Source organism: Phyllobacterium sp. MT110, assembly GCF_058792715.1.
In genome coordinates this window covers 114,309-140,194 of sequence record NZ_JBXAFE010000005.1, presented here as the reverse complement: position 1 = coordinate 140,194, position 25,886 = coordinate 114,309, and the positions used below count along the sequence as shown (strand labels likewise).

Genomic DNA, 25,886 nt, shown 5'->3' with positions numbered 1-25,886 from the left:
GATTTTTTCTTCACAACCGAAACGAAGGCAAATGGCCCTACTGTCTTTTTTTAAATCTTTCACACCACAGAAGAATGCCGTTGGTCAGATTTTTTCGGTCCAACCCAATCCAATCAGAGCCCATTACAAATCCATTGACGACCTTCGGGACCTGGGCGCGCGCGTGGCGCGCGGGGAAGATATCCGCCTGCCCGACTACGAACCGATGGTGTTCGAACAGCGCACGGTGGAAAATGCCCGGCTCATCCTCCATTCCTATCGTTCCTCCGACGCGGCTGCACGCAAGGGCGAGACGATTACTCCGGCGGCCCAGTGGCTCCTCGACAATTACTACCTCGTCGACCAGAACATCCAGCAGGTGGAGCGCGATCTTCCGAAGAAGTTCTTCCGCCAGCTGCCCCCACTGGCCGGCAAGCCGGAAATCCCGCGCGTCATGGCGCTGGCCTGGCTCTATGCGGCCCATACGGACAGCCAGTTCTCGCTCAACAGCCTGACGGCGGTGGTCGAAGGATTCCAGACGGTTGCGCCCCTGCATATCGGCGAACTCTGGGCCCTGCCCTCGGCCGTGCGCTTCATTCTCATCGAAAACGCCCGCCGGCTGTCGTTGCGCGTCGAACGGGCGCGGCGCATGCGCGCCTATGCCAACAGCGTTGCCGACGAGATCACGCTGAACGCCGACAAGGATACCCTGCCGCAGCTTCTGGCCCAGTACACCACTGCCGCGCGTGACAGCACCTTCGCCACGCATCTGCTTTACCGCCTGCGCGGCGGCGCCATGCACTCCGGTGCGGCTGTCGCCTGGCTTGAGGAAGAGCTGGAAAAGAACGGCAGCGACGCCGAAGACGCTATTATCCAGGAACATACGCGCCAGTCCACCGGCGGCGTGACCATGGGCAATCTCATCCGCAGCCTGAAGGCTATCGACGACGTCGACTGGATCACCTGGTTCGAGACGGTCAGCGGCGTCGATGCGGTGCTGCGCGAACATTCCAACTTTGATGCGCTCGATTTCCATTCCCGTAATGCCTATCGCGTGGCGATTGAAAAGATCGCGCGCCGCTCGGGCAAGAGCGAGCAGGACATCACCCAGGCCGCCCTTGACCTCGCCCATCACAGCGCCGAAACCAAGGGGGACGAGAAGAGCGTCACCGTGCAGCGCAAGCGCGACGTCGGCTATTATCTCGCCGGCGACGGCCGCTCGGAGCTGGAAGAAACCTGCGGCTCGACCCCAACCGTGCTGCAGCGCTGGGTCCGGTTCTACAAGACACTCGGGCTCGCCGGCCTGTGGATTCCGGCTTCGGTCATTTCCATCGGCATTCTGTTCCTGATCCATTACTGGCTGCGCCGTTACGGCCTGCCGAGCGATACGGTCCTGCTGCTGACGGTCCTGGCGGTGTTCCCGACGATGGAAACCGCCAATGGTTTCGTCAACTGGATCATTCCGATGTTCATGCCGCCGACACGGCTGATCGGTTTTGAATACAAGAATGGCCTGCCCCCCGAGGCGAAGACCCTCGTCGCAGTGCCGACGCTGATCACCTCGCGCGATTCCGTCGATGAGCATATCCGCAACCTCGAAGTGCATTATCTGACCAATCCGCGCGGCGAAATCTATTTCGCGCTGCTCACCGACTGGGCGGACAGCAAGGTCGAGCAGAACGAGAACGATCTCGACATTCTCGACTATGCCCGGGAAAAGGTCACTGCGCTCAACCTGCACTATACGCAGGGCGGCAACCCGCGTTTCTTCCTCCTGCACCGCAAGCGCCTGTACAATGCGCAGGAAGGCCGCTGGATGGGCTGGGAGCGCAAGCGCGGCAAGCTGCATGAGCTGAACCTCCTGCTGCGCGGCGACAAGGATACAACCTATTTCCCCAGCAATGAGGAAGTGCCCGGCGACATCAAATTCGTGATGACGCTCGACTCCGATACGCGCCTCACGCCGGATTCGGTGAACCGTCTGGCAGGCAAGCTGAGCCATCCGCTCAACCGACCGATCTACAAGGAAAAATCCGGCCGCGTGACCAGCGGCTATGCGATCCTGCAGCCGCGTGTCACCCCCTCGCTCACCACCGGTGACGATGCCTCGTTCCTGCAGCGCGTCTTCTCGGTCAACCGCGGTATCGACCCCTACGTCTTTGCCGTCTCGGACGTTTATCAGGACGTGCTGGGTGAAGGGACATTCACCGGCAAGGGCCTCTATGATGTCGATTTCTTCGAATTGGCGCTCGACGGCAAGATCGACGAGAACACCGTTCTCAGCCATGATCTTCTGGAAGGCGGCTATGCCCGCGCGGCGCTCGTCAGTGACGTCGAAGTGGTTGAAGACTATCCGACGGGCTATAACGTCGACATCTCGCGCCACCATCGCTGGACGCGCGGCGACTGGCAGCTCCTGCCCTATCTGTTCAGCACAAAGCCGGGTGTGACCGCCGTCACACGCTGGAAGATGACCGACAATCTGCGCCGCTCGCTGACGCCGGTCTTCTGGATCATCGCCTCCATCGCCGGCTGGACATTGCTGCCGCCCGGCGTCGCTGCCCTGTGGCAGTTCTTCATGATCTTCAGCATGTTCATCGTCCCGACGATGATCCTGTTCACCAATCTTGTTCCGACAAACATGAACCTGTCGCTGAAGGGCCATTTCCAGGCGATCCTCACCGACATTTTCTCCGGCGCCGCCGATATCGCCCTGCGCATCACCTTCATTGCCAACATGGCCTGCCTGATGGCCGATGCCATCGCACGCACGCTCTACCGCGTCTTCATATCGCGCAAGAACCTGCTGGAATGGCGTGCGGCGGCACAGGCGAAAGCCAGCGCCCCTGACACGCTGCAGTATTATACCCGCCTGATGTGGCCCGCGATCATCGTGGCTGCCGTCGCCATCGCGCTGCCGCTGGCTACCCACAGCCGTGCCTGGTATCTGGCCGTGCCGTTTGCCGTGATCTGGTTCTTCTCGCCGATCATTGCCTGGCTGGTCAGCCGTTCGGCCAAGCCGCTCGATGATCTGAATGTCCGCTCTTCCGACAAGAGCGAATTGCGCCGCTTCGCCCGCCGCACCTGGCACTACTACGATACGTTCGTCACCAAGGAACAGAATTTCATTCCGCCGGATAATTTCCAGGAGGACCCGCATCCGGTTATCGCCACGCGTACATCGCCGACCAATATCGGCATGTACCTGCTGTCGACCGTGGCGGCCCGGGATTTCGGCTGGATCGGCTTCAACGAGACGCTGACCCGTATCGACGACACGCTCTCCACGCTGGAAAAGATGGAGAAGTATCGCGGCCATCTCTACAACTGGTACGAAACAACCACGCTGCGGCCGCTTCTACCGCTTTACGTCTCGTCGGTGGACAGCGGCAATCTTGCCGGCCATCTCGTGGCACTGTCTTCCGCGCTGGAAAAATGGGCGGAGGCTCCGTCCGTCTATCTGCAAAGCGATCTCGACGGCATTCTCGATGTCAGCGATATCCTTGAGGAAGCCATCAACGACATTCCGGATGAACGCCGTGTCCTGCGGCCCCTGCGTCGCCGCCTGGATGAGCGGGTGGCCAATTTCCGCCGCGCCATCACGACCATCAAGGAAGAGCCGGAAACGGCATCGCTGCGCACCATCAACCTTTCGCTGTTTGCCGGTGACATCCAGCGTCTGACGGAAGAACTGCACGGCGAACTCGAAAGCCCGCTCAGCACCACCGCAAACGGTTGGGCGCTGATTCTGGTCAAGACCTGTCAGGCCCATACGGACGACGCCATCGGCACCCACGAGGGAACCGACAGCCTGCGCGAACGGCTGGTTTCGCTGGCCACCCGCGCCCGCCAGCTGGCCTTCGACACCGACTTCACCTTCCTTGAGCGCAAGGAACGGCGCCTGCTGTCGATCGGTTTCCGCGTCGATACCAACGAGCTGGACGCGAGCTGTTACGATCTTCTCGCTTCGGAAGCGCGTCTCGCCAGCCTGTTTGCCATCGCCAAGGGCGACATCCCGGTCGATCACTGGTTCCGCCTCGGTCGTCTCCTGGTGCCGGTTGGCTGGCGTGGTGCGCTGATCTCCTGGTCGGGCTCCATGTTCGAATATCTCATGCCGCCCCTGGTCATGATCGAACCGCTGGGCTCGATGCTGGATCAGACCAACAAGCTGATCGTCCAGCGCCAGATCGAATATGGCGATTCCAAGGGCCTGCCGTGGGGCATTTCCGAAGCCGCCTACAATGCGCGCGATCCGGAGATGAACTACCAGTACACCAATTTCGGCGTCCCGACGCTGGGACTGAAACGCGGCCTGTCCAAGAACTATGTGGTTGCGCCCTATGCCAGCATCATGGCGAGCCAGTATCGCCCGGCGGAAGCCGTGGCCAACCTGAAACGCCTGCGCGCGATGGGTGCGCTCGGTCAGTACGGTTTCTATGATGCCGTCGACTTCACCCGCTCCCGCGTGCGCGAAGACGAGGAATATGCCATCGTGCGCAACTACATGGCGCACCATCACGGCATGTCGATCGTTGCCGTCAACAATGTCGTGTTCGAAGGCCGCATGCGCGACCGTTTCCACTCGGATCCCGTCATCGAAGCCGCCGAACTGCTGCTGCAGGAAAAGGCACCGCGCGAAATCCCTGTCCTGCAGGCCAAGGCCGACAATCCGATGCGCAAGGCCGTGGAAAGCGGCGAAGAAACGGCCTCCATCCGCTTCATCAAGAACCCGCTTTCCGCTCCGCGCGCCACGCAGATCATGTCGAACGGCCACTATTCCGTCATGGTCACCGCCAATGGCGGCGGCTACAGCCGCTGGAATGGCCTGGCGATCACCCGCTTCCAGCCGGATCCGCTGGAAAGCGGCTATGGAACATTCCTGTTCCTGCGCGATCTCGACAGCGGTGAATGGTGGTCGGCAACCGGCGATCCCGTTCGGGCAGCCGGCGAAAAGAGCACTACCATCTTCGCCGACTACAAGGCCGAATTCGTCAAGGAAAACGGTACGATCCAGTCGACGGTGGAAACCATCGTCGCTTCGGATTCCGACGGCGAAGGCCGCCGCATCATCATCACCAATACCGGTACGAAAGACCGGATCATTGAAGTGACGTCCTATGCCGAACTGGTGCTCACCGCAGACGATACGGACACGGCGCATCCGGCATTCGCCAAGATGTTCGTGGAAACCGAGATCGTTCCGCGCGGCGACACGATTTACGCCACCCGCCGCAAGCGCGGCAGCAACGAACCCGATATTCACGTGGCGCACGTGGTCACGGACGGATCGGGCGCCATGCGTGAAATCCAGGCGGAAACCGACCGCCGGGCCTTCATCGGCCGTGGCCGCAACCTGCGCAACCCGGTTGCCTTCGACGAGGGTGTAACCCTCAACGGCAGCCAGGGCTTTGTGCTGGACCCCATCGCGTCGCTGCGCTGCCGCGTCCGCGTTCCCGCGCACAAGCGCGTCACGCTGGTTTTCTGGACCCTTGTCGGCCCGGACCGGCACGAGCTGGAGGAGGTCGTTTCCCGCTTCCGCCATCCCGACTGCTTTGCCCGCGAATTCTCGCTGTCCTGGACAAGTTCGCAGGTGCGGCTGCACCATATCGAGATCAATCCGGACGAAGCGGCCGATTTCCAGCGCGTCGCCACCAGCCTGATCTATCCGGACAAGGCCCTGCGCATGCCCGCCGAAAGCATCGCTTCCGGCCTTGGCAGCCAGTCCGACCTCTGGCCGATGTCGATCTCCGGCGACTTCCCCATCCTTGCCCTGCGCATCGATGACGAAGCCGACATGGACACGCTGAAGAACGTCCTGAAGGCGCAGGAATACTGGCGGGCAAAGGGGCTTGTGGTTGACGTCGTCGTCATCAACGAACGCTCCTTCTCCTACGCCCAGGATTTCCAGCGCGGGCTCGAAGCGATCTGCGAGAACAGCCGCAACCGCGGCGGCCAGTATGGCCCGCGCGTCCACATCTTCACCGTGCGCAAGGACCAGATGAGCGATGCGAGCTACAACACGCTGCTCGCCTCTGCCCGCATTGTCATGCACGCGCAGAACGGCACGCTGGTTGAACAGCTGAAGCGCACGGAGGAACTGTCCGCCGACCTGCAGCCGGTTGCCGCCATACCGGCCGGCAAGGCTCTGGCGACCGGCGATACCGGCCTTGACGAGATGCGCAGCATCGCGCCGGCACCGACGCAGCTGGTGGGCAAGCGTCGTCAGAAAACAGACGGCAATGAACTGGCCTTCTGGAACGGCTTTGGCGGCTTTGACATGAAGACCGGTGAGTATGTCGTCCGTCTTGCCGACCGGACCACCACGCCGCAGCCATGGATCAATGTGATCTCCAATGCGGGCTTCGGCTTCCACGTGTCGGCGGAAGGTGCAGGTTTCACCTGGTCGAGCAACAGCCGCGACTATCAGCTGACCCAATGGTCGAACGATCCCGTGATCAACCGGTCCGGCGAAGCGCTCTACGTCGTTGATCTGGACAAGGGAACCGCGTTCTCGCCGACCGCCTCGGTACTGCGCGATCCATCGGTTCAGTATGAAACCCGCCACGGCCAGGGCTATTCGACATTCCTGTCACGCCACGGCAATGTCGGCCTTGAACTGACCCATACCATCGATACGGACATGCCGGTGCGCGTGTCCAGCCTCAAGATCACCAACCATGGCGGGACAGCCAAGCAGTTGCGTGTCTATGGCTTTGTCGAATGGATGCTCGGCAATTCCCGCGCCAAGACGGCTCCGTTCATCGTGCCGTCGCATGATACGGAAAGCGGTGCACTCTTTGCCCGCAATCCCTACGGCACCGACCGCAAGGATCACGTGGCATTCTTCGCCGCAAACGTGAAACCGCAATCGGTGACATCGGACCGCACCGAGTTCTTCGGCCCTCTGGGCTCGGTGGACCAGCCGGCTGCCGTCCTGCAGGCAAAAACCCTGTCCAACGTCGTTGAGGCGGGGGGCGATCCCTGCGCGGCGCTTGCCGTCGATGTGGAGATCGCGGCGGGTGAAACCAGGGAAATCCTGTTCTACATCGGCGACACTGCCGGTGCCAACGAGGCACGGCGTGTTCTCGCAGAACAGTTGAAGCGTCCGTTTGAAAAGACGCTTGCGGCCTCCAAGGCGATCTGGACCGGCTTCCTCGATGGCCTGCAGGTGGATACGCCTGATGATGCATTCGATGTGATGGTCAACCGCTGGCTGCCCTATCAGAGCCTTGCCTGCCGTATCTGGGCGCGCACGGCCTTCTATCAGGCCAGCGGCGCCTTTGGCTTCCGCGACCAGCTGCAGGACACGTTGTCCATGCTGGTGCTAGACCCGTCACTGGCGCGGCACCAGATCCTCAATGTCGCCGCCCGCCAGTTCAAGGAGGGCGATGTCCAGCACTGGTGGTTGCCGACATCCGGTGCCGGTGTGCGGACGATGATTTCCGATGACGTGGTGTGGCTCGGTTATGCCATTGCCCACTACACCTCGGTGACCGGCGATATGAGCATCCTCGACGAACAGATCGCCTTCATCGAAGGCAAGGCTCTCGAAAACGGCGAGCATGATGCCTTCTATCAGCCGACAATCGCGGCGGATAAAGTCACGGTCTACGAACACGCGGCGCGCGCGCTCGATCTGGCAATCGCCCGCACCGGCGCGCATGGGCTGCCGCTCATGCTCACCGGCGACTGGAACGACGGCATGAACCGGGTCGGCGAAGAGGGCAAGGGCGAGAGCATCTGGCTGGGCTGGTTCCTGATCAGCACCCTGCGCGATATCCTGCCGCTTGCCCGCCAGCGCAAGGATGCCGACCGCATCAAGCGGTGGGAAGCCCATATCGAAAGCCTCAAGGCGGCGCTGGAAAAGGATGGCTGGGACGGCGAATGGTATCGCCGCGGCTATTTCGACGACGGTTCGCCGCTGGGTTCCAAGACCAGCGACGAGTGCCGGATCGACTCCATTGCCCAGTCCTGGAGCGTTCTCTCCGGCTATGGTGATCCCGATCGCGCCAAGCAGGCCATGCAGTCCGTTGCGACGCATCTGGTCGATGACGAGGTTGATATCATCAAACTGTTCACACCGCCGTTCAACAAAACGCGGCATGAGCCCGGTTATATCAAGGGCTATCCGCCGGGTGTGCGTGAGAATGGCGGGCAGTATACCCATGCGGCAACCTGGGCAGTCTTGGCCATGGCCAAGCTTGGAAATGCCGACGAAGCCTATCGCTGGTTCAGCAAGCTCAATCCGGTGAACCATTCGCTGGATGCCGACAAGGCCGAGTCCTACCGGGTCGAGCCCTATGTCGTCGCTGCTGATGTTTATTCGGTTGATCCGATGCGCGGGCGCGGCGGCTGGACCTGGTACACGGGTTCTGCCGGCTGGCTCTACCGCGTGGCAACGGAAGGCATTCTCGGCATCAGCCGCAGGAATGACCGGCTGTTCGTCGATCCGGCCCTGCCGACGGCATGGACCGACGGCTTCAGCTTCGTGCTGCGCAACGGCAAGGCGCGCTATACCGTCGAGGTGAAACCGGCCGCCAAGGGCGGCAGGAAGATCACTGTGGACGGCAAGAAGCTGGCCAAAGCCGATGCGGGCATTCCGCTGGAGACATCGGGCGAGCACACGGTACTCGTGGAAGTCGTGCCGGGAGAATAGCCAGCGGCCTGGTGGCCGCTGACTGAGTTGACGACCCTATTCCGCCGCCTGTGCTTCCGCGCTGGCGGCGGTTCCTTTTCTGGAGAAGACAAAGGCCAGAATGAAGCTTACCGTCAGCAAAAGTACGATGGTCGGCGCCGGGGCGCTGTCGAGAAAGAAACTCAGATAGATGCCGGTGAGCGACGTTGAAACCGCGACAGCTGCCGAGACCAGCAACATGCGTTCGAACCGTTTGGTCAAGAGGAAGGCAATGGAGCCCGGCGCAATCAGCATGGCGACGGCAAGGATGATGCCAACAGCCTTGAGCGCGCCGACGATGGTCAGCGACAGGATGCAGAGCAGGCCATAGTGCAGGAATTTGACCGGCAGACCGATGGCCTGCGCGTGCTGCGGGTCAAAGGCATGCAACAGCAAATCACGCCTCCAGATGCCGAGGGCCAACAGGGTCACGGCTGCAATCGCGCCAGTTTCGGCAATATCGCGCCATGCCACGCCGAGCATGTCTCCGAACAGGATGTGGTCGAGATGCACGTCAGACTGGATCTTGGTGTAGAGGACGATGCCAAGGCCGAACATGCCGGAGAAGACCACGCCCATAACGGTGTCTTCCTTCACCCGGCTGTTCTGCTTGAGGAAGCCGGTGGCAAGGGCGCAGATCATGCCTGCCGCAAAGGCCCCGATTGCTAGCGGGATACCCGCGATATAGGCGAGCACCACGCCGGGCAGCACCGCATGCGAGATCGCATCCCCCATCAGCGACCAGCCCTTCAGGACGAGAAAGGGAGAGAGCAGGCCCATGGGGATTGCCACGAGAAGCGTGATGACAAAGGCCTGCTGCATGAAGCCGAAGCTGAACGGCTGCAACAAAAGCTGGATCAGGTCGCTCATGCCCCCTCCTCCAATGCCAGGCGGGCGCGGCGGCGCGCGGCCAGCGTTCCATGCTTGGGTGCGAAAACAAAAGCGGTGAGAAAGACGAGTGTCTGCAGCACGACAATGATGCCGCCGGTGGCACCATCGAGGAAATAGCTGAGATAGGCGCCGATAAAACTGGTCAAGGCCCCGATCAGCACGCTCGTCTGGATCAGGCGCGGGAAACGGTCATGCAGGAGATAGGCGGTTGCGCCGGGGGTGACGACCATCGCCACCACCAGAAACGCCCCCACGGTCTGCATGGCGGCCACCGTCGACGCGCTGAGCAGCGTGAAGAACAGGATTTTGAGGAGCGGCGGGTGGAGGCCGATGGAACGGGCATGATTTTCGTCAAAGAATGTTACCATCAGGTCCTTCCATTTGACCAAGAGAACGGCCAGCGACACCCCACAGATGATGACCAGTTGCAGCGTATCCTCCGGCGTGATCGCCAGGATATTGCCGAGCACGATGGTCTGGATATTCACCGAGGCGGGTGACAGCGACATCATGAACAGGCCGAGCCCGAAGAAGGACGTGAAGATCAGGCCGATGATGGCGTCCTCCTTCAGCTTTGTCCGCTGGTTGAGAAACAGCATGGCGACTGCGGCGAGACCGCCGGAAAAGAACGCGCCGATTGAAAACGGCAAGCCGAGCATGTAGGCCCCGGCGACGCCGGGCACGATGGAATGGGAGAGCGCATCGCCGATCAGCGACCATCCCTTCAGCATGAGGTAGGCGGAAAGGAATGCGCAGACACCACCAACCAGCGCACTGACCCACATGGCATTGATCATATAGTTGTAGGAAAAGGGTTCGAGAAGCAGCTGCATCATGATTGCGGCTTACCTTTCCCCTTGGGTTCGCCGTAGATCACGAAGGGGCGTTCATCGTCGCTGAGCACCGTCACACTGCGCGGATCCGCATCGGCATGCAGATCGACGCCACCGAGGATGAAGTGGCGCAGCACGCCGCCGAAGGTCATTTCCAGATTGGCCTGCGTGAACACCTCTGCGGTCGGTCCGGAGGCCAGGACGGTGCGGTTGACCAGCACGGCCCGGTCACAGAATTCGGGCACGCTGCCGAGATTGTGGGTGGAGACCAGCATGACCTTGCCGTCATCGCGCAGAGATCGCAAAAGGCCGATGATGGCCTCTTCTGTCCGCACGTCGACGCCGGTAAAGGGCTCGTCCAGAAGAATGATATCGCCTTCCTGCGCCAGCGCGCGGGCGAGAAAGACGCGCTTCTTCTGACCGCCCGAGAGCTCGCCGATCTGGCGCTTGCGGAAATCCGCCATGCCGACCCGCTCCAGCGCGGCAGTCACCATGTGCTGGTCACGCTTTTTCGGCATGCGCAGAAAATTCATATGGCCATATCGTCCCATCATCACGACATCTTCGACCAGAACCGGAAAATTCCAGTCGACATCCTCGCTCTGCGGCACATAGGCCACCACATTGCGTTTGAGCGCCCGTCCCGCCTGTTCACCCAGGATCGAGACCGATCCCCTGGCGAGGGGCACGAAGCCCATGATGGCCTTGAACAGGGTGGACTTGCCGCTGCCATTGACGCCGACCAATGCTGTGATCGAACCGCGCGGGATATCGAAGCTGGCATTGCGCAAAGCCGTGTGGCCATTGCGATAGGTCACGGTCACGTCATGCACGGAAAGACCAGCCCCCCGCTTTGCAGCGGAGGGGCCGGCGAGCGCTTGGGAGGACGCGCTCACTGGGTAAAGCCTTTGGCAACGGTTTGTGCCGTGACGCGCAGAAGGTCGAGATAGGTGGGCACCGGACCATCGGGATCGCTGAGTGAATCGACATAGAGAACACCGCCATATTTGGCCCCGGTCTCGCGGGCGACCTGCTTGGCGGGCGAAGCGGAAATCGTGCTTTCACTGAAAACCACCGGGATTTTCTCGGCGCGAACCTTGTCGATCACCTTGCGCACCTGCTGGGGTGTGCCCTGCTGATCGGCATTGATCGGCCAGAGATAAAGCTCCTTCATGTCGAAATCGCGTGCGAGATAGCTGAAGGCGCCTTCACTCGTCACCAGCCAGCGGCGCTCGGCGGGAACAGCAACGAGACTGTCGCGGATGGGCGCGACGGTTGCGCGGATCTTTTCCGAATAGGCCGCGGCATTGCGGTCATAGACGGCGGCATTGGCCGGGTCGTACTTGCCGAGTGCCTTGCGGATATTTTCCACATAAACCAGCGCGGCATTGGGCGACATCCAGGCATGCGGGTTCGGCTTGCCCTCATAGGGGCCCTCCGAAATGCCCATCGGCTCTACGCCTTCGCTGACAACGACGCTCGGAACATTCTTGACGTTGCCGAAGAATTTTTCGAACCAGCGTTCCAGACCAAGGCCGTTCCACAGGACGAGATTGGCATCCTGCGCCTTCAGGATATCACCGGGTGTCGGCTGGTAGTCATGAATTTCAGCGTTGGGTTTCGTGATCGAATCCACGTCGGCCGCGTCCCCCGCAACATTGCGGGCCATGTCGGCGATGATCGTAAAGGTGGTGACCACCTTGAACTTCTTGCCTTCGGTGGCGGATGCCGGGCCAAGAATCGTCAAAAGAGCAAAAACAGCAATCAACAGTCGGGAAAATCTCATCTCGCCTCCAGCAAACCGGGAAAATGGTGAGCTTTTTCGTCACCATTGTTACTCCATAACGGCTTGCGGGAGATGCGTCAATGCAAATGCGAATGATTTGCAAAAAGAATTCCATTCCCGTTTCCCGCCGTATGCTGGAGGTCAGACGCCGAAATTCTGTGTACCAACGTGCGTATTTCCCGAGGCCAGTTGAGAATCTTTGCAACTGAGCGCGTTCTGGCGCATAATCCCGCGCATGAAACATGCTATCAATCAGAAGCCGGATTACGAGAAGGAGCTGCGCAAGGCAGGCGTTCGCATCACCCGCCCGCGCCGAATCATTCTCGATATTCTGACCTCCACCGAAGACCACCCGGATGCGATGAAGATTTTCCATCGCGCCATCGAGATCGATGACAGCATTTCACTTTCGACCGTGTACCGGACCATGAACCTCCTGGAAGAAATGGGCGCCATTCATCGCCACGCCTTCAATGGCGGCCCGTCACGCTTCGAACAGGCCCATGGCGAGCATCACGACCACCTGATCGATGTCGATACGGGTGACGTGATCGAATTCCAGTCGGACAAGATCGAGAAACTGCAGGAAGAGATCGCCCGCGCGCTCGGCTATGACATCATCCATCACCGGCTGGAACTCTACGGGCGGAAATCCAGGCGTCCGGAATAGCGCACGCACAAACGTCCAAGACGTTTGCTTTCGCGTGAAGCATAACTTCCGCTGGCATTTGCCCGAGGGAGTTATGCATGCAAACAGTCCAGCCAAAATCCTATCCGGCCATCAATTTCTCGGAAAAATTCACGCTGTTTTCCGAACAATGGTCACCCAAAGTGGTGGCGGAACTCAACGATTATCAATTCAAGATCGTCCGCATCGAGGGTGATTTCATCTGGCACGATCATCCGGAAACCGATGAAGCGTTCATTGTCCTGGACGGGGAACTGCGCATCGATTTCCGCGACGGTTTCGTGACGATCAGGCCGGGTGAAATGTATGTCGTCCCCAAAGGGGTCGAGCACAAGCCCTATGCCGAAAGGGAAGTCCGTCTGATGCTGATCGAACCCCGAGGTGTTCTCAATACCGGCCGCGAGGGCGGTGAGCGGACAGCACAGAACGACGTGTGGATCTGACAGACCTTACGCAATCTGCGCCAATTCGCGGCGCAGAAAATCATTCAGCCGGTCAATGGCCGGACTGGATGACACCGGGCTGCGCATGATGCCGATTTCCAGATCACGCAGCGGCGGCAGGCCTTCATTCTCGCCGATAACGCGCAGGGTCGACGGCACGCTGCACGCGGCAAGCGCAGCCACCGCCAGCCCGGCCTGCACCACGGCGATCAGTCCGAGCAGGCTGGCGCTGGAATAGGTGCAGCGATAGCTGCGATCCGCATCGCCCAGCGCATCCAGCACGTTCATGCGCGCGGCGCAGCCGGGTTCAAACAGGGCGATGGGCAGCGGGTCATTTTCCCAGGCAACATGGGTCGGCGATGCCACCCAGATCAAGCGCTCGCGGCGGATCACCTCCAGCGGCTGGGTGGCTCCGCGGGTGACAATCGCCAGATTGACCCGGTCCTCATCGATCGCCTTGACCAGCGAGGTGGATTGCTCGCAGACCAGTTCGACGGTGACCAGCGGATGCTCCTCGGCAAACCGCGACAGAACGGGCGGCAGCAGGAATGCCGCATAGTCATCGGGCACGCCAAGCCGCACGCTGCCGGTTTCCTCGGGGCGGGTGACATTGGCCCACGCCTCGTCGGACAATCGCAGCAACCGCCGCGCATAATTGAGAAAACTCTCGCCGGCCAGATTCGGCTCGACGGACCGGGGGTTGCGAATAAGCAGCTGTTTGCCCACCGCCTGTTCCAGCCGCTGCATCTGCATGCTGACCGCCGACTGGCTGCGGCCGACACGCGGGGCAGCCGCCGACAGGCTGCCGGTTTCGATGACAGTCACAAAGGTCCGCAGGAGATCGAGGTCGAGGGGTGCAGCCATAATGCCATCAATATAGCGAATAGTTCACTCCAAATCTATTCGTTTGTTTGGCGGCAGCCAAGGGCGCTAACTGGGCATCCTTTGCCACGGGAATGACCCATATGCCTGACCCGATATCCGATCGTTTTCCTGCAGCACGGCTGGCCGTCGCCATGGCCATCATCGGGACGGTCGGTGCCTTTGCAACGGAAACACGGCTCGATCCGGTCACCATCGTCTTCTGGCGCTGTGTTTTCGGCATGGTCTTCCTCGCAGCCTGGTGTTTCCTGCGCGGCTACCTTCCCGACCGGACCCTCTCTTGGCCGCGGCTGGGCCGGGCAGCGCTCGGCGGCATTTGCATGGTGCTCAGCTGGGTATCGTTTTTTGCCGGGTTCCGCATGACATCGATTGCAACCACCACGATCATCTATCACATCCAGCCGTTCTTCGTCGTTCTCATCGGCGCAACCCTTTTGAAGGAACGCATCACCGTCGATCAGATCATCTGGATGCTCGGTGCCTTTATCGGCGTCGTCCTGGCGAGCGGCCTTGTCGGCGCGACGGCACCGGTCAGCACGCTATGGATTCTTGGGATCGTCATGTCGCTTGGTGCTGCGATGCTTTATGCCGCTGCAACCATTCTCGCCAAGGGCCTCGGCGAGCAACGGCCGGAAATCACGGTGCTGTGCCAGACCATCGTCGGCATCGTCATGCTCGCGCCTTTTGCCAGTTGGGCGGAGCCCGTGCCGCTGGCATCCTGGGGCTGGCTGGCCAGTATCGGCATCCTCCATACGGGCATTGCCTATATCCTGATCTATTCGGCCTATCCGCGCCTGTCGACGCCGGTCATCGGCGTCCTGACCTTCATCTATCCGATCGTCGCCATCATCGTGGACTGGGCAATTTACGGACACCCGCTGGGAATGGCGCAGGCCGCCGGCATGCTGCTGATTGCCTGCGGCACGCTGGGCGTGCGGCTCGGGTGGCAAATTCCCTGGCGCAGGAGCATAGCAGTCTGAAGCGGGTGCTGTCCGTCAGCGTTGCGTCTTCATGGTGCGTGGTTCGACAAGCTCACCATGAGGGAAGGTGCTGGCTGCAAGCCAATCGCCAGTATTGCAGAATATACTTCTTTGCAATCCCCCATGCTTCCTCATGGTGAGCTTGTCGAACCACGCACGAGAGTCGTGCAGAACATGCCCTAACCCTCATCCCACCCCAACAAAAAGCCGCCCGGAGGCGGCTTTTCGTCAAAGGATGCAAAAGAATCAGGCGGCGTTGGAGGCAGGCTGCGCCGTCAGCAATTCATAGATAAGGGTCGCATCATGGGCGTTGCGCAATTTGGCAATCCGCTCGGGATCGCGCAGCATGCGGGCAATCCGCGACAAGGCCTTCAGATGATCGGCACCGGCATTCTCCGGCGCCAGCAGAAGAAAAACAATATCGACGGGCTGATCGTCCAGCGCTTCGAAATCCACGGGGGTTTCGAGCTGTGCGAAGACCCCGGTGATGCGTTTGACGCTGTTGATCTTGCCATGCGGGATGGCAATGCCATTGCCAACGCCAGTCGAGCCAAGACGCTCGCGCTGCAGGACGGTGTCAAACACTTCCCGCTCCGTCAAACCGGTCAAGGCGGCAGCCTTCTCCGACATGATCTGCAAAAGCTGCTTTTTGGAATTGACTTTCAATGCGGGCAGGACAGCGTCGGGCTGAATGAGGTCACCCAGATCCATTATTCTCTTCCTTCCTGTTACCGTCCGCGCTTTGGGCGCGGACGGTAGTTCAAATTTCGCCTAAGACCCGGCGCCGTTCTGACCGGCCACGGCCGATGGATCGATCCAGCCGATGTTACCGTCAGCGCGGCGGTATACGATATTCACCTGCGTACTGCCAGAGTTGCGGAAGACAACCACTGGGCTATCTTTCAGATCGAGCTCGACCACGGCGGATGCGACACTCATGCTCCTGAGCGCCATCGATGTCTCAGCCACGATTGTCGGCGCGTAATCCTCCGGAATATCCTCATCTTCATCCGGTACGGGGGCGACGACCCGGTAGGAAATATCGTCGAAAACACCGTTCGAGCCGGGCGCCTGATGCGATTTCAGACGCCGCTTGTAACGGCGAAGGCGTTTGTCCACGCGTTCTCCGGCTGCATCAAAAGCAAGCTGAGGATCCTGTGCCTCGCCCGCTGCCTGCAGCACCGTGCCGGTATCGAGACGGATCAGGCAATCGGCGATGAAGCGCGACCCCTGTTTCTCCACTGTGACGTGGCCTGTATATCCGCCATCGAAATATTTGGTCACCATCTCACCGATCCGTTCGTCAATGCGAATGCGGAAAGCGTCACCAATGTCCATATGTTTCCCAGATACACGCAGACTCATGATACCTCACCTTCATTGTGACTTTTCATTGCCCGAGCCAATCTACACTGTTGTTGAGAGACGAGCAAAGACATCCCGCACATTCCATGCGAGTGATCCATCACATTTCACTTTCTGATTCTTCATCTCCAAAAGGCGCGCTTTCGCTTCAATCGATGCAAATTACCGGCGCTTCACTCTCCCTTGACCAAGCTTCTATGGCTCGGTTCATTTACCCGCTCGCCTCGATTCTACACCTGTGCGGCGGATGAATCCAGAGTTTCCGTCACCCTTGCGCACAGAAGCCTCCGCTTTTTTCTCCCGGCGCCTTTGCACCGAGGATGCGATGTTCATCGCCTCGCGGTACTTGGCAACCGTACGCCGTGCAATCTCAACGCCCTGGCCCTTCAAAAGATCCACGATCGTGTCGTCCGATAAAATATCATCCGGCTTTTCACTGTCGATCAGCAGCTTGATCTGATGCCGCACGGACTGGGAGGAATGCTGCTCGCCGCCTTCGGTGGCCGAAATCCCCGCATTGAAAAAATAGCGCAACTCGAAGACGCCGCGCTTCGTCAGCATGTATTTGTTGGCGGTGACGCGGCTCACGGTCGACTCGTGCATACCGATGGCGTCAGCCACATTTCTCAAATTGAGCGGCTTCAGGTAGGCGACGCCGAATTGCAGGAACTCCGCCTGCAGGCGTACGATTTCCGTCGCCACCTTCAAAATGGTCTGGGCGCGCTGATCCAGGCTGCGCGTCAGCCAATTGGCATTTTGCAGGCATTCGCTGAGAAACCCCTTTTCAGCCGGGGAAGCCGTTACCTTTGCAATGGTCGCATAATAGGTGTTGTTGACGAGGACCCGCGGCAGAGCATCCGGATTGAGCTCGATATTCCATGTCCCGTCCGGCGCCATGTCGACATGCACATCCGGGATGATGCTGTCGGCCACACCCGAGGAGAAGGCCGTTCCCGGCTTTGGATCGAGCAGGCGTATCTCCTGCAGCATATCGAGGAGATCGGCATCGGCGACCCTGCACAGCTTTCTCAGGCTTTGAAAATCCCGTTTCGCCAGGAGTTCCAGATTTTGCAGAAGCATCGTCATCGCCGGATCGAGCCGGTTTTTTGCACGCAGCTGCAGAGCCAGACATTCAGCCAGATCACGGGCAAACAGCCCCGCCGGTTCGAATGTCTGCAAAACCGCGATCAATCTGTCGATATGGGCCGCATCGGTGCCCAGCCGTTCGGCAATCTCCTCGACATCGACGCGCAGATAACCCATTTCATCGAGGTAATCGGCGAGTTCCGCTGCAATCAGGCGGTCCACCGCATCCTCAAAGGCAAAAATGATCTGCTCGCCGACGTGATCGCGCAGCGTCAACGGCGACGCGGTCACCTGTTCGAGATTGAACCCCTCGCCGCCCGTCGACACATATCCGTCACCCGATGACGATTTCCATTGCGAGGCCAGATCGCCAGCGATGAAGTCGTGGGTTCCAGGATCATCCGGAAAGATATTCTCGAGAGAACTGTCGAACGTCTCGGACATGGAGCCTGAACTGGTCGACTCGCCGCTGACAAGCCAATGGTCGTTCTGCTCACTCGCGCTGCCCCCGTCGCGGCTTTCGTCGGCGTCACCATGATTGACACCGCGCGAATAGTCGCCGGCTTCTCCCGGCCCGCGATCATCGGATGTATCCCGGCTTTCGAAGGAAAAATGTTCGTTTGCCGTTTCATCGCGCTCCAGCAGCGGATTCTTTTCGATCTCCTGCTCGATGAATTGCTCGAGTTCGACATGGGACAATTGCAGCAGCCGAATCGACTGCATGAGCAGCGGCGTCATCACCAGAGACTGGGTTTGTCTCAGATCGAGTTTTGGCGACAGGGCCATGGTGAACGCGGGTACTCCTGTACGAAATTCTTCTCAATGTACAGAAATGGCCCAATCCTTGCTTGTCAATTCCAGCAAGGCAAAAAACGACTCTTTTCGGAAAGATTCATCTGGATTCACGCAAGGGCGGGTAATTTCTGGCAAAAACCTGCCAGAAATTGATAAAATCAGAGCTTGAACTGATCACCGAGATAAAGACGCCGGACATCCGGATTCGCAATAATCTCGTCCGGACGGCCGTGGGTCAGAACCTGCCCCGCATGAATGATGTAAGCGCGGTCAATCAGCTTCAGCGTTTCGCGCACATTGTGGTCCGTGATGAGGACGCCGATGCCGCGGCTGGTCAAATGGCGGACGAGTTGCTGGATATCGGAGACCGCAATGGGATCAACGCCGGCGAACGGCTCGTCGAGCAGCATGAAATTGGGCCGCGAGGCCAGAGCGCGGGCAATCTCGAGCCGGCGGCGTTCACCGCCGGAGAGGGAAAGCGCCGGTGCCTTGCGCAGATGGGCGATATGAAACTCTTCCAGGAGGGAATCCAGTTCCTGCGCCCGTGCGGTGCGGTCCTTCTCGACCACTTCGAGCACGGCCTTGATGTTGTTTTCCACGGACAGGCCGCGGAAAATCGAGGCTTCCTGCGGCAGATAGCCGATGCCGAGGCGCGAGCGGCGATACATCGGCATCGTCGTCACATCGAAGCCATCGATTTCGATATTGCCCTTGTCGACCGGCACCAGGCCGGTGACCATATAGAAACAGGTGGTCTTCCCGGCGCCATTCGGACCGAGAATACCGACCGCTTCGCCGGCGCGCACACCGAAGGAAACACCATTGACCACCTGACGGCCATTATAGCTCTTGGTGATGCCGCGGGCGACAAGCGTACCCTTCATCCGGTCCGTCGCCGACGGATCGGCGGCACGCATCTCCTGGGAAATGCGCGCGTCTGGCGATGTGGGGGTCTTTGCGGATTGACGGGAAAACAGGGACACTTATACCGCCGGCCTAGTTCTTCGGAGCGCTCTTCGGCGCAACGACGATAGAAACGCGGCCTGTCTGTCCGTTCTTGCAGCTTTCCAGCTGGGCCTGACCGCTCTTCATCTGCACGGTCAGCTTGCAACCGACGCCAACATTATCGCCCTGCGAGAGAACGACCTTGCTGCCGGTCAGAACCAGAACCTGCGTCTTCATGTCGAACGTGCCATGGTCGCCCGTGGCAACCTGATCTTCGGACTTCACGTAGACCTTGTCGTTGACCTCGATGTGGTCGATGTCCTGGGCGCCTGCGCCCGCAGGCGCGGCTGCCTTGGTCTCTGTTTTGGCGGCTGCCTTGTCGGCGGCTTTTTCCGCGTCGGTCTTTTCCGGCTTCTTGACGTAATAAACGATCATGGAACCCGCCTTCATCAGCGTCGTTCCCTGGGTGACCGTTACATTGCCGGTAAAGGTGGCAGTACCCACATCATTATGCACGTCGAGGCGATCGGAATCGATCTGAATGGGCTGATCACTCGAAAGCTTCATGCCGTTGTTCAGGCCGCCGGCCTTGCTCGCATCCTGCGCTGCAACAGGACCAATCATGGAGGATGCCCAAATGCCCAATGCAACAGTCGAAATGCTGATCAGTCTTGTCCCGCGCGACATTGTCTCAATCTCCTAAATCCGGGATATCCCCACCTGGCCGGCAATCACTGCGGTGATTTGGCTTCGTTGCGACCTTCATGCAGCTTTGCGGGCTGAATGACAAGCCTGACCCCCTTTTCAAAGACCATTACTTTGCCACTCTGAGTAATTTTCATACTGTCTGCGACGATACTGGCACTGCTATTTTCGATCTTGACAGGCTGATCGGTCGACATCGAGTTTTCTTGTATATTGATATCGGCGGATTTCAACTGTGCTTTCATGCCGTCCGAGGTTGTCAGCGTTATGTTGTTGTCAAGCTTCAACTGGCGGTTGGCATTGTCGTAAAGGCCGCCCTTGGCGTTGACCTGCGCCCGCAGATCCTGGCCAACCGGAATTTCCGCGCTGATATTCTCAAGCGTGATCAGCGAGCTGTTGCCGACATCCTGCAGCGCCCGTTCCGCACTCATCTTGTAGGGGAGCTTGTCCTTGGTAAAGCCATCCAGCTTGGGATTGGTCATGACCAGCTTGCCATCCTGAATGCCCGCACTGTCCAAAGTGATATTGCTCGGGATGTTGGTCGTGGAGAAAAATGTGAACCAGGAGAAAACCGCAGCGCCGATCACGGCGACGGCAGGCAAGGCAAATTTCATGAAGCGCACGCGCCGCGAATGGCGTTCCGCAGCGCGAAAAACGTGCGAATCCTTCTCGGTGGCAGAAAATTGCCGCGCAACTTCCGCATGCTGCGCAGCAGCCGCTGTTGCATCGCCGTTTGGATGCGTATGTTTCAGTTCAATGGACATGTATTGGCTATACTACCGATTGCGATGTGTTGGCGCCCTGTTAGTTGAACGCCAATATGGTTATTTTTCGATGAAATGAACCAGGGTCTATGGGACACGTTGCATTTGATCGAACAAATATGCCGTCATCCGTTCATATACAAGGTGCAGCGCCAATTGCCTATATGGGGCAATGTGCTGAACCCCGGGGGTCTGGACTTCCTCGGAATGTTGCCGCAGAAGAATGCTTGCACTGAATTGCACAGGAAACGGACGATACGATGGCAAACACAGCTGACGCAATCATCGACAGGCGCCGTCTCCGGCGCAAGCTGACATTCTGGCGTGTGCTTTCCCTTCTGGTTGTCGCGCTCGCCCTGATCGGGCTTTACGGATTTCTCTCCGGTTCCGACCGTCTTTCCGGCAAAACCGCAGCGCATATCGCCAAAATCCGTGTTGAAGGCACGATTTTCGAGAATGACGAGCTCATCAAGCGTCTGGGCGAAGTCGCCGATTCCACCGCTGTGAAGGGCGTCATTCTTTCGGTGGATTCACCGGGCGGCACCACGGCGGGCGGCGAAGCCATCTATGAAGCCGTGCGCAAGATTGCCGCGAAAAAGCCCGTTGTTGCGCAGGTCGGAACATTGGCGGCCTCGGCAGGCTACATGATTGCCAGCGGTTCGGATCATATTGTCGCACGCCAGTCCTCCATCGTCGGATCGATCGGCGTGCTGTTCCAGTATCCCGATATTTCCGAACTGCTGACGAAGGTCGGCGTCAAGGTGGAGACAATCAAATCCAGTCCGCTGAAAGCCGAACCGAACTTTTTCAACCCCGCCAGCGACGAAGCCAAGGCCATGATCCATCGCATGATCATGGATTCCTATGACTGGTTCGTCGGAATCGTTCAGGAACGGCGCAATTTTACCCGCGAACAGACGCTTGCGCTGGCAGACGGATCGGTCTTCACCGGCAGACAGGCGCTGGCCAACAAACTCATCGACGAACTTGGCGGGGAAGACAAGTCGATTGCCTGGCTGAAAACCAAGGGCGTTGACGAGAAATTGCCCGTCATCGAATGGAAACCCGCACAAAAGACAACCTTCAGCTCGTTTCTATCCCAATCCGCGCTGAAAATGCTGGCACAATATCTCGGTATTCCGCAGGAAAGCACCGGGTTGCTGCGCGATTTGACCGGAGATCGCATCTTCCTTGACGGGCTCGTTTCTGTTTGGCACGTTGACGGCAGGCCCGTAGGGGCGCAATAGAATATTTAAGCTTACAGGATCAGTGACATAGTCATAATGGCCGTGTCATTTGAACTTGAACCAGAAGGGGATTATGCCGTGATCAAATCAGAGCTCGTCCAGATCATTGCCAACCGCAATCCGCACCTGTTTCAACGCGATGTCGAGAATATCGTCGGCGCCATTTTCGACGAGATCACCGACGCTCTTGCGGAAGGGAATCGGGTCGAGCTTCGTGGCTTCGGTGCATTCTCGGTGAAAAACCGCCCCGCCCGCAGCGGTCGCAATCCCCGCACCGGCGACAGCGTCGAGGTCGAGGAAAAGTGGGTGCCATTCTTCAAGACCGGCAAAGAGCTGCGCGACCGGCTGAACGCCGACTGAATGCAGCAACAAGCTGGGGCAGCTTCATAGCCTGATGATACGTGAAGTGCTGTTACCCTGGAGAGAGATATGATCAATCGCGTCGTTGTCGTCCTCATTCTCGTGCCGCTGGCAGTGATCCTGATTGCACTGTCGGTGGCCAATCGCGGGCTGGTGACCTTTACGATCGATCCGTTCAATCCGGGCAATCCCGGCCTGTCCTATGCCGCACCCCTCTTCGTCTGGCTGTTTCTCGCTCTCTTCGTCGGGCTGATCCTTGGCAGTTTCGCCACCTGGATCAACCAGGGCCGGCACCGCAAACTGGCGCGCCAGCGCAAGCAGGAGACCGAACTCCTGCGCATGGAAGCGCGGAAATCGGCGGCCACGCAGTCCACGCCCAACCTTCCCTCTCTGCACTAAGCAGCATATTTTCAAGGATTTGCAATGAAACTGGTCTCTCCGGCTGACGTCGACGGGCTGTTGAACTGGCCGGACATGATCAACGCCATTGAAACGGCGTTCCGTCAGGGCGTTATCCAGCCCGTGCGCCACCATCACACGGTTGATCGCCCCGATGGCGCCGCATCGACGCTTCTGCTGATGCCGGCCTGGTCGGACTTCGATGCGCTCGGCGATTCGTCGAAGGGCTATATGGGCGTCAAGATCGTCACGGTATCGCCTGACAATGGGGCCATTGCCAAACCGGCCGTCATGGGCGTCTATCTGCTGCTCGACGGCAAGACCGGGGAACCCAAGGCCCTGATCGATGGCCAGCGTTTGACCATATGGCGCACCGCAGGCGCTTCCGCCCTTGCCGCCCGCTATCTCGCCCGCGAAGATGCATCCAAACTGGTTATCCTTGGCGCCGGCGCGCTCTCGGGCTTTCTTGCCCGCGCGCACAGCTCTGTCAGACCGATCCGCGAGATTTCCATCTGGAACCGCAGCATCGACAATGCGCGCAAAGTGGCGGCGGATCTCGTCGCTGACGGGTTCAACGCCAAGGCGGTCACCGACAAGGATGCGGCCATCGCCGATGCCGATATTATCGCCGCTGGCACGCTGTCGACCGAACCGCTCATTCTCGGCAGGCATCTGAAGAAGGGCGCGCATGTCGATCTTATCGGAGCCTTTACCCCCGCCATGCGGGAAAGCGACGATGAGTGCGTCAAGCGCGCGCGGGTGTTTGTCGACACGAGGGAAGGCGCGCTGAAGGAAGGCGGCGACCTCGTCCAGCCGATCAAGGCGGGCGTCATCGGCGACAGCCATGTGATCGGCGATCTGTTCGATCTCACCCGCGGAACGGTGAAAGGGCGTCAGTCGCCCGATGAAATCACCCTGTTCAAGTCGGTCGGCGCTGCGCTGGAAGACCTTGCCGCCGGTATTCTGGTCTATGAAAAGGCGATTGCAGCCTCTGCCTGAGTGTTTTTGCTTTCGCCTTTCCTCATCTTGGCATAGGAAACCACCATTGAACGATGGCCAAGGGCATATGAGGGCATAACGGTTTGAAATCGTCTGGCGGAAAAATCAGGAAGGCCAAGGGCACCGGCCCGAAAGGCGCGGGACCGAAAGCTGCGCCGCACAGGCAGCAGGCGACAAAACCCCGCCCGCAATTTGCCAAAACCTCTGCCCCGGCGGACAATGATGCGCGCGTCAAGGCAGCGCCCCGTTCCGAACCGCTGCCCAAGCGGGTCCTGACCCGCCATACCGGTCCGCGCCCGACAGAAAAGACCGGCCTGATCCTCGAAACGCTGCCCTCCGATGATTACGCCCTGCTCGACAGCGGCAACGGCCTCAAGCTCGAACAATATGGTCCCTACCGGATCATCCGCCCCGAAGGCCAGGCCATCTGGCTCCCGGCCTGGAACAAGGCCGAGTGGGACAAGGCTGACGCGATCTTTACCGGCAATACGGATGAGGAAGGCGTCGGACGCTGGCATTTCCCCAAGGTGCCGCTCGGCGAAACCTGGCCGCTTGCCTATGAGGGCATTCCCTTCTTCGGCCGCTTCACCTCCTTCCGGCATGTGGGCGTGTTTCCCGAACAGGGAACGCACTGGTCGCATATGGACAGCCTCATTCGCGGTGCAAAGCGCCCGGTGAAGGTGCTCAATCTTTTCGGCTATACCGGCGTCGCCTCGCTCGTTGCCGCCCGTGCGGGCGCGGAGGTGACCCATGTCGATGCGTCCAAGAAGGCAATCGTCTGGGCCCGCGAAAACCAGGAAATGGCCGGACTTTCCGGCAAGCCCATCCGCTGGATTTGCGAGGATGCTATGAAGTTCGTCGCCCGCGAAGAGCGGCGCGGCAGCGGTTATGACATCATCCTGCTCGATCCGCCCGCCTATGGCCGCGGCCCGAACGGCGAGGTCTGGCAGCTCTTCGACAATCTGCCCGATATGGTCGATTTATGCCGGTCGATCCTGACGCCCAATCCGCTCGGTGTGGTGTTGACCGCCTATTCCATCCGCGCATCGTTCTTTGCCATTCACGAGCTGATGCGCGATGCCTTTACCGGTCTTGGCGGCGAAGTGCAGTCCGGCGAACTGATCCTGCGCGAACGGTCTTCCGGGCGCGCCCTTTCCACGTCCCTGTTCAGCCGCTGGGGTGCCAAATGACCAGACATGACGACCGCCAGCACGGCAGCTCCATCGCGCGGCCCGGCAAGGTCAAGGAAGTCACCAGCCTGACCAACCCGATCGTCAAGGATCTGCGATCCTTGGCGCTGAAGAAGTTCCGCGACCAGCAGGGTGTGTTTCTGGCCGAAGGCCTGAAACTCGTCATCGACGCGCTCGATCTCGGCTGGACCATCAAGACGCTTGTCTATTCCAAGGCCGGCAAGGGCAATTCCCTTGTCGAGCAGGTCGCAGCCCGCACGATTGCCAAGGGCGGTGACGTGCTCGAGGTCAACGAGAAGGTGATTTCCGCCATCACCCGGCGCGACAATCCGCAAATGGTCGTCGGCGTGTTCGAGCAGCAGCTGCAGCCCCTGTCAGCCACCCGACCGCAGGGCAACGATGTTTACGTCGCGCTCGACCGGGTGCGCGATCCGGGCAATCTCGGCACCATCATCCGGACAGCCGATGCGGCAGGCGCCAAGGGTATCATCCTGATCGGCGACACCACGGATCCGTTTTCGCTCGAAACCGTGCGCGCTACAATGGGTTCGGTCTTTGCCGTCCCGCTGATACGCACGAACGAAACGGAATTCCTTTCCTGGCGAAAGGGATTTTCGGGACTGATCGTCGGCACGCACCTCAAGGGCGCCGTCGACTACCGGACGATTCCCTACAAGGGCAAGCCGGTCATTCTGCTGATGGGCAATGAGCAGCAGGGCCTCCCCGACACGCTGGCCTCAACCTGTGACAAGCTGGCCCGCATTCCCCAGGAAGGCCGGGCGGATTCGCTCAATCTCGCCATTGCCACCGGCGTCATGCTGTTCGAGATCCGCCGCGAGGCGTTGACACTCGATGGCGGCAAACAGGATAAATAA

20 protein-coding genes and 1 pseudogene are annotated in these 25,886 nt (G+C 59.6%); 10 read left to right on the top strand and 11 right to left on the bottom strand.

What is annotated here, in order from left to right:
- The first annotated feature begins 31 nt into the window (after positions 1 to 31).
- On the top strand, positions 32 to 8,635 hold the full coding sequence (locus AC1Q5O_RS20395) for a GH36-type glycosyl hydrolase domain-containing protein (protein ID WP_492565489.1): 8,604 nt from the start codon (positions 32 to 34) through the stop codon (positions 8,633 to 8,635).
- 36 nt (positions 8,636 to 8,671) lie between these two features.
- Here AC1Q5O_RS20395 and AC1Q5O_RS20390 read toward each other — a convergent pair whose 3' ends face one another.
- The 4 genes from AC1Q5O_RS20390 to AC1Q5O_RS20375 are packed head-to-tail and all read right to left on the bottom strand — an operon-like array spanning position 8,672 to position 12,163.
- Positions 8,672 to 9,523, bottom strand: coding sequence for a metal ABC transporter permease (locus AC1Q5O_RS20390; protein ID WP_492565486.1), 852 nt, complete (start codon positions 9,521 to 9,523; stop codon positions 8,672 to 8,674).
- A complete protein-coding gene (locus tag AC1Q5O_RS20385) occupies positions 9,520 to 10,380 on the bottom strand; it encodes a metal ABC transporter permease (protein WP_492565484.1) in 861 nt (286 codons plus the stop codon). Before AC1Q5O_RS20385 ends, AC1Q5O_RS20390 begins: the two co-directional genes overlap by 4 nt.
- On the bottom strand, positions 10,377 to 11,273 hold the full coding sequence (locus AC1Q5O_RS20380; protein WP_492565482.1) for a manganese/iron ABC transporter ATP-binding protein: 897 nt from the start codon (positions 11,271 to 11,273) through the stop codon (positions 10,377 to 10,379). Before AC1Q5O_RS20380 ends, AC1Q5O_RS20385 begins: the two co-directional genes overlap by 4 nt.
- Positions 11,270 to 12,163 (bottom strand): metal ABC transporter substrate-binding protein, encoded by an 894-nt coding sequence (locus AC1Q5O_RS20375; protein ID WP_492565480.1) that lies wholly within the window; start codon positions 12,161 to 12,163, stop codon positions 11,270 to 11,272. Before AC1Q5O_RS20375 ends, AC1Q5O_RS20380 begins: the two co-directional genes overlap by 4 nt.
- Before the next feature lie 235 nt (positions 12,164 to 12,398).
- On the opposite strand from AC1Q5O_RS20375, the gene AC1Q5O_RS20370 reads away from it, so the two are divergent.
- Complete coding sequence (locus tag AC1Q5O_RS20370) at positions 12,399 to 12,833, top strand: Fur family transcriptional regulator (RefSeq protein WP_472461970.1); 435 nt, start codon at positions 12,399 to 12,401, stop codon at positions 12,831 to 12,833.
- Positions 12,834 to 12,910: 77 nt separating this feature from the next.
- Positions 12,911 to 13,294 carry a cupin domain-containing protein gene (locus tag AC1Q5O_RS20365; protein ID WP_492565477.1) on the top strand — a complete coding sequence of 128 codons (384 nt, stop codon included), beginning with the start codon at positions 12,911 to 12,913 and terminating at the stop codon, positions 13,292 to 13,294.
- Positions 13,295 to 13,300: 6 nt separating this feature from the next.
- On the opposite strand, the gene AC1Q5O_RS20360 is transcribed toward AC1Q5O_RS20365, so the two are convergent.
- On the bottom strand, positions 13,301 to 14,158 hold the full coding sequence (locus tag AC1Q5O_RS20360; protein ID WP_223612251.1) for a LysR substrate-binding domain-containing protein: 858 nt from the start codon (positions 14,156 to 14,158) through the stop codon (positions 13,301 to 13,303).
- Between the two features lie 101 nt (positions 14,159 to 14,259).
- Here AC1Q5O_RS20360 and AC1Q5O_RS20355 point away from each other — a divergent pair, with 101 nt between their 5' ends.
- Positions 14,260 to 15,156, top strand: coding sequence for a DMT family transporter (locus AC1Q5O_RS20355; RefSeq protein WP_492565475.1), 897 nt, complete (start codon positions 14,260 to 14,262; stop codon positions 15,154 to 15,156).
- Positions 15,157 to 15,402: 246 nt separating this feature from the next.
- Here AC1Q5O_RS20355 and ptsN read toward each other — a convergent pair whose 3' ends face one another.
- The 6 genes and pseudogenes from ptsN to lptC all read right to left on the bottom strand — a co-directional run bounded on the left by ptsN (position 15,403) and on the right by lptC (position 20,816).
- Positions 15,403 to 15,867 carry a PTS IIA-like nitrogen regulatory protein PtsN gene (gene ptsN, locus AC1Q5O_RS20350; protein WP_492565474.1) on the bottom strand — a complete coding sequence of 155 codons (465 nt, stop codon included), beginning with the start codon at positions 15,865 to 15,867 and terminating at the stop codon, positions 15,403 to 15,405.
- A gap of 60 nt (positions 15,868 to 15,927) precedes the next feature.
- The gene (gene hpf / locus AC1Q5O_RS20345) at positions 15,928 to 16,521 is read right to left on the bottom strand and encodes a ribosome hibernation-promoting factor, HPF/YfiA family (RefSeq protein ID WP_091878871.1); all 594 of its coding nucleotides are present in this window, start codon (positions 16,519 to 16,521) and stop codon (positions 15,928 to 15,930) included.
- Positions 16,522 to 16,728: 207 nt separating this feature from the next.
- Positions 16,729 to 18,393 carry an RNA polymerase factor sigma-54 gene (rpoN, locus tag AC1Q5O_RS20340; RefSeq protein ID WP_492565472.1) on the bottom strand — a complete coding sequence of 555 codons (1,665 nt, stop codon included), beginning with the start codon at positions 18,391 to 18,393 and terminating at the stop codon, positions 16,729 to 16,731.
- A gap of 167 nt (positions 18,394 to 18,560) precedes the next feature.
- Positions 18,561 to 19,289 (bottom strand): annotated as a pseudogene (gene lptB, locus AC1Q5O_RS20335) (LPS export ABC transporter ATP-binding protein); the annotation flags it as partial.
- A 109-nt stretch (positions 19,290 to 19,398) separates the two neighbouring features.
- Positions 19,399 to 20,034: an LptA/OstA family protein gene (locus AC1Q5O_RS20330; protein WP_288192577.1), complete on the bottom strand. Its 636-nt coding sequence runs from the start codon at positions 20,032 to 20,034 to the stop codon at positions 19,399 to 19,401.
- A 44-nt stretch (positions 20,035 to 20,078) separates the two neighbouring features.
- Positions 20,079 to 20,816 (bottom strand): LPS export ABC transporter periplasmic protein LptC, encoded by a 738-nt coding sequence (gene lptC, locus AC1Q5O_RS20325; RefSeq protein WP_223612255.1) that lies wholly within the window; start codon positions 20,814 to 20,816, stop codon positions 20,079 to 20,081.
- 260 nt (positions 20,817 to 21,076) lie between these two features.
- Between lptC and sppA the strand changes: the two genes are divergently transcribed.
- The 6 genes from sppA to AC1Q5O_RS20295 all read left to right on the top strand — a co-directional run bounded on the left by sppA (position 21,077) and on the right by AC1Q5O_RS20295 (position 25,886).
- The gene (gene sppA, locus AC1Q5O_RS20320) at positions 21,077 to 22,063 is read left to right on the top strand and encodes a signal peptide peptidase SppA (protein WP_223612256.1); all 987 of its coding nucleotides are present in this window, start codon (positions 21,077 to 21,079) and stop codon (positions 22,061 to 22,063) included.
- 78 nt (positions 22,064 to 22,141) lie between these two features.
- Positions 22,142 to 22,423 carry an integration host factor subunit beta gene (locus tag AC1Q5O_RS20315; RefSeq protein WP_091878879.1) on the top strand — a complete coding sequence of 94 codons (282 nt, stop codon included), beginning with the start codon at positions 22,142 to 22,144 and terminating at the stop codon, positions 22,421 to 22,423.
- A gap of 69 nt (positions 22,424 to 22,492) precedes the next feature.
- Complete coding sequence (locus tag AC1Q5O_RS20310; protein ID WP_105738045.1) at positions 22,493 to 22,822, top strand: LapA family protein; 330 nt, start codon at positions 22,493 to 22,495, stop codon at positions 22,820 to 22,822.
- Positions 22,823 to 22,846: 24 nt separating this feature from the next.
- A complete protein-coding gene (gene lhpI, locus AC1Q5O_RS20305) occupies positions 22,847 to 23,821 on the top strand; it encodes a bifunctional Delta(1)-pyrroline-2-carboxylate/Delta(1)-piperideine-2-carboxylate reductase (RefSeq protein ID WP_492565467.1) in 975 nt (324 codons plus the stop codon).
- 83 nt (positions 23,822 to 23,904) lie between these two features.
- Positions 23,905 to 25,011 (top strand): RsmD family RNA methyltransferase, encoded by a 1,107-nt coding sequence (locus tag AC1Q5O_RS20300; protein WP_492565465.1) that lies wholly within the window; start codon positions 23,905 to 23,907, stop codon positions 25,009 to 25,011.
- Positions 25,008 to 25,886: a TrmH family RNA methyltransferase gene (locus AC1Q5O_RS20295; RefSeq protein WP_492565463.1), complete on the top strand. Its 879-nt coding sequence runs from the start codon at positions 25,008 to 25,010 to the stop codon at positions 25,884 to 25,886. The genes AC1Q5O_RS20300 and AC1Q5O_RS20295 overlap by 4 nt, the downstream gene beginning before the upstream one ends.